Below are 3,080 nucleotides of genomic sequence, written 5' to 3' on the forward strand. Positions count from 1 at the left end.
GCCGAGGATGTGGCCGGTCTCACGCTCCACCAAAACCTTGAAGCCGCTGGCCACGGCGCTTACACGTATCGAGGAATACCATCGCTCGGTCCGCTCGAAATGGACGTCGAAGTCGTGTCCCGCCTCCTTCGCTGCGGCCTCGGACAGGCCGACGCTGCCAAGCGGCGGCAGGGTGAAGACCGTGCTCGGGATCGGCGGATAGACGATCTTGCGTTCGTCCTGGTTCGCCAGCAGGTTCTTGGCCGCAATGCGCGCCTCGTTGGCCGAGACCGGCGTCAGGTTCGGCCCGCTGTCGGCGCAGTCGCCCGCGGCGAAGATCGCCGGGTTCGACGTGCGCATTGCGGGGCTGACCTTGATGCCGCGTTTCGTTGCATCCACCCCGGCGGCCTCGAGGTTCAGATCCTCGATGTTCGGCACCCGCCCGGCCGCATGAACCGCAACGTCGCAGACGACCTTCTTCGGCCCATCCGGCGTTTCGTACTGCACGGCAAAGGCGTTACCCTCGCGCGCGATGCCGCTGACCGCGGCCCCGGTGTGGACATCGACGCCCAGCGCCTCGGTCGCCTCGGCCAGGATCGCCGTCAGGTCGGGATCGAAGTTCGGCAGGATGCGGGGCCCGCGTTGCAGCACGGTGACCGTCTCGGCCCCGGCGCGCGCGGCGATATGCGCAAATTCCAACGCGATATAGCCGCCGCCGACAAAGACGATGCGCCGCGGGCATTCCGGCAGCTCCAGGAAGTCGGTGCTGGTGATCAGATGCTCCTCGCCGGGGATCCCCAGCGTGGCAGGCCGCGCGCCCGTGGCGATGTGGAAATGCCGCGCTCGCCAGGCCCTGCCGTCGATCTCGACCGTGTCGGGCGCGGTGAAACGCGCCGATCCTTGGAGCGTGGCGATGCCGGCCCTGTCGTGTCCGGCCTCGATCCGGCCCGGCATGGCGTCGGTGAAGGTCCGCTTGAAGGCCATCATCTCGGCCCAGTCGATCCGGGGCTCGGCGATCAGCCCCTTGCCGTCCATCGCCCGCGCCCGTTCGACGCCTTCGGTCACGCCGACCAGCATCTTCTTGGGATCGCACCCCCTGAGCGCGCAGGTGCCGCCGTAGGGAAGCCGGTCGACGATGGCGACCTTCCAGCCCTCGGCGGCGGCCATGCGCGCCACGCCGTTGCCGCCCGTTCCCGCGCCGATGACGATGAGGTCGAACTCAAATCCGTCGGACATGAAGGTTATTTATCTCTCTGAAAATTAATCGTCTGGACATCGTCCCTATCGCAGCAAGCCGCCGCGCGGCTCTGCCGCCACAGGCCGTAGGCCGCCACGCCGAGGAAGAGGACGAGCGCGGGCAGCAGCACATAGTCGAGACCGCCAATCCACGCCGAAAGGCCGACCGCGCCGAGGGCAATGACAAGCACCGGCGTGGCGCAGCAGATCGCGGCGATCGCGGCCCCGATGATACCGGTCTTGAGGATCGTTGCGTCCTTCATCGGCCTCAGCCTCGGACCGAGGCCGGATAGCCCGCGTTGGTCGAGGCCGCGGCGATGGCGTCTGCATTCGTCACCGATGGGTCGAAGACCACGGTTGCTGTCTTGGCATCGAAGTCGATATTGACCGAGCGAACGCCCTCTACGCCTTCCATGGCGCGTTTCACGGTCACTGGGCAGAGCGCGCAGGTCATGTTCTGGATGGCGAAGGTCCGGGTCTGGGCGGCCGCCACCTGTTGGGAGGCGGACTGGGCGGCGGCCGGGGCCACGGCCGTTCCGATGGTCCAGCCGAGTCCGCCGAGGGCCAGCAAGGCAGCAGCGAGGATAAGGGGGCGTCTCATGGCGGTTACTCCTATGTTTGGTCTCAGTAGAAGAGCGGCGCCCACCAATTGATGGTCAGCGCGAGCAAGATCACCACGGTGGAGAGGCAAAGCGCAGTCTTGGTGATGACGGCCGACTGCGGCTTGGCGCAATAGGAACCGTCCACACAAGCGGGCTTGGCTTTGAAATAGACCTGCCGGAAGCCGAGGCCGATGAAGACAAGCGCAATGCCTGCGAAATACGGCTTGTAGGGCTCAAGCGCGGTAAGGTTGCCGATCCAGGCCCCGGAGATGCCGAGCATTACGAACAGCAGCGGCACCACGCAGCAGGTCGAGGCCAGAATGGCGCCGATCACACCGCCCGCCGCAAAGATGTTCCGCTTCCGATCGTCTGCATCTTCAGCGGCTTGTACCGTCTGGATTCCTGCTTCGGGTGTGCTCATGCGTCATCGTCCTCGCCTTGGTTCTGATTTTAAGATAAGGTCTGTAGTGACTACAGACTCAAGGGGGTTTTTGACAGAATGGGAGATCACGTTTCCGGGAAGGGACTGAAGCGCGCGGACCTTGCGCGGCGCACGGGCTGCAATCTGGAGACCATCCGTTATTACGAGAAGATCAGCATGATGCCCGATCCACCGCGCACCGCATCCGGCTACCGCGTCTATGACGAGACCCATGTTGGGCGTTTGCGCTTCATCCTGCGCGGCCGGGAGCTGGGCTTCTCCATCGAGGAGTTGCGCGGGCTCTTGCAGCTCGTAGATCGAGGGACTCAGACCTGCGCCGAGGTGAAGGCGCTGACGGAGCAACATCTTGCGGACGTGCGCGCCAAGATCGCTGACCTCAGGCGCATAGAGAAGGTGCTCGCCGCCACGGCTGCGCAGTGCTCGGGCGAAGAGGTGCCGGAGTGCCCCGTGCTGGAGGCGCTGGCATCGTGATCAAACGGATCCACAAGTGTGCGCATCTGCGCGATTGATTTGGCATTTGATGGTTCGTGTGAATACGTCGCACAACGCCTATCGCGCGTTCTCAGGATGGCGACGCCAGCCGGGATAACTGCCGCAGAAAATGCCCTGGTGCGATGGGCGGAACTACCTGAAAACGTAGACTTTCACGAAGCCGAACCGCTCGGCATGAGGTTCGGTCGGTTAGAGACGGAGGGCCGTTTAGAGACGGAAACTGGACCCGGCGTCAGTCTCCGAGGTTCGGATGCCTCGGCTAAACGCCTTTGAAACAAAAAGAAAAAGGCCCGCGGGTGGGGCCTCATCTCGGGTTCGCTACAAGATAA

Annotated in this window: 5 protein-coding genes; 1 reads left to right on the forward strand and 4 read right to left on the reverse strand. The window is 64.3% G+C overall.

Translation table 11 applies throughout. The features are described from left to right. The 4 genes from M2A_RS16905 to M2A_RS16920 form a co-directional block, all read right to left on the reverse strand. On the reverse strand, window positions 1-1,215 hold a 1,215-nt coding region (locus M2A_RS16905; RefSeq protein WP_045449921.1), incomplete at its 3' end, for a dihydrolipoyl dehydrogenase family protein. Window positions 1,216-1,220: 5 nt separating this feature from the next. Continuing rightward, window positions 1,221-1,478: a mercury resistance system transport protein MerF gene (gene merF, locus M2A_RS16910; RefSeq protein WP_045449922.1), complete on the reverse strand. Its 258-nt coding sequence runs from the start codon at window positions 1,476-1,478 to the stop codon at window positions 1,221-1,223. A gap of 5 nt (window positions 1,479-1,483) precedes the next feature. Further along, window positions 1,484-1,816 carry a heavy-metal-associated domain-containing protein gene (locus M2A_RS16915; protein WP_045449923.1) on the reverse strand — a complete coding sequence of 111 codons (333 nt, stop codon included), beginning with the start codon at window positions 1,814-1,816 and terminating at the stop codon, window positions 1,484-1,486. A 23-nt stretch (window positions 1,817-1,839) separates the two neighbouring features. Continuing rightward, a complete protein-coding gene (locus tag M2A_RS16920) occupies window positions 1,840-2,238 on the reverse strand; it encodes a mercuric transporter MerT family protein (protein WP_045449924.1) in 399 nt (132 codons plus the stop codon). 78 nt (window positions 2,239-2,316) lie between these two features. On the opposite strand from M2A_RS16920, the gene M2A_RS16925 reads away from it, so the two are divergent. Beyond that, window positions 2,317-2,730, forward strand: a complete 414-nt coding sequence (locus M2A_RS16925) for a MerR family transcriptional regulator (protein ID WP_045449925.1) — start codon at window positions 2,317-2,319, stop codon at window positions 2,728-2,730. The last annotated feature ends 350 nt before the right edge of the window (window positions 2,731-3,080 follow it).

The sequence above is a fragment of the Tepidicaulis marinus genome (assembly GCF_000739695.1).
GTDB lineage: Bacteria > Pseudomonadota > Alphaproteobacteria > Parvibaculales > Parvibaculaceae > Tepidicaulis > Tepidicaulis marinus.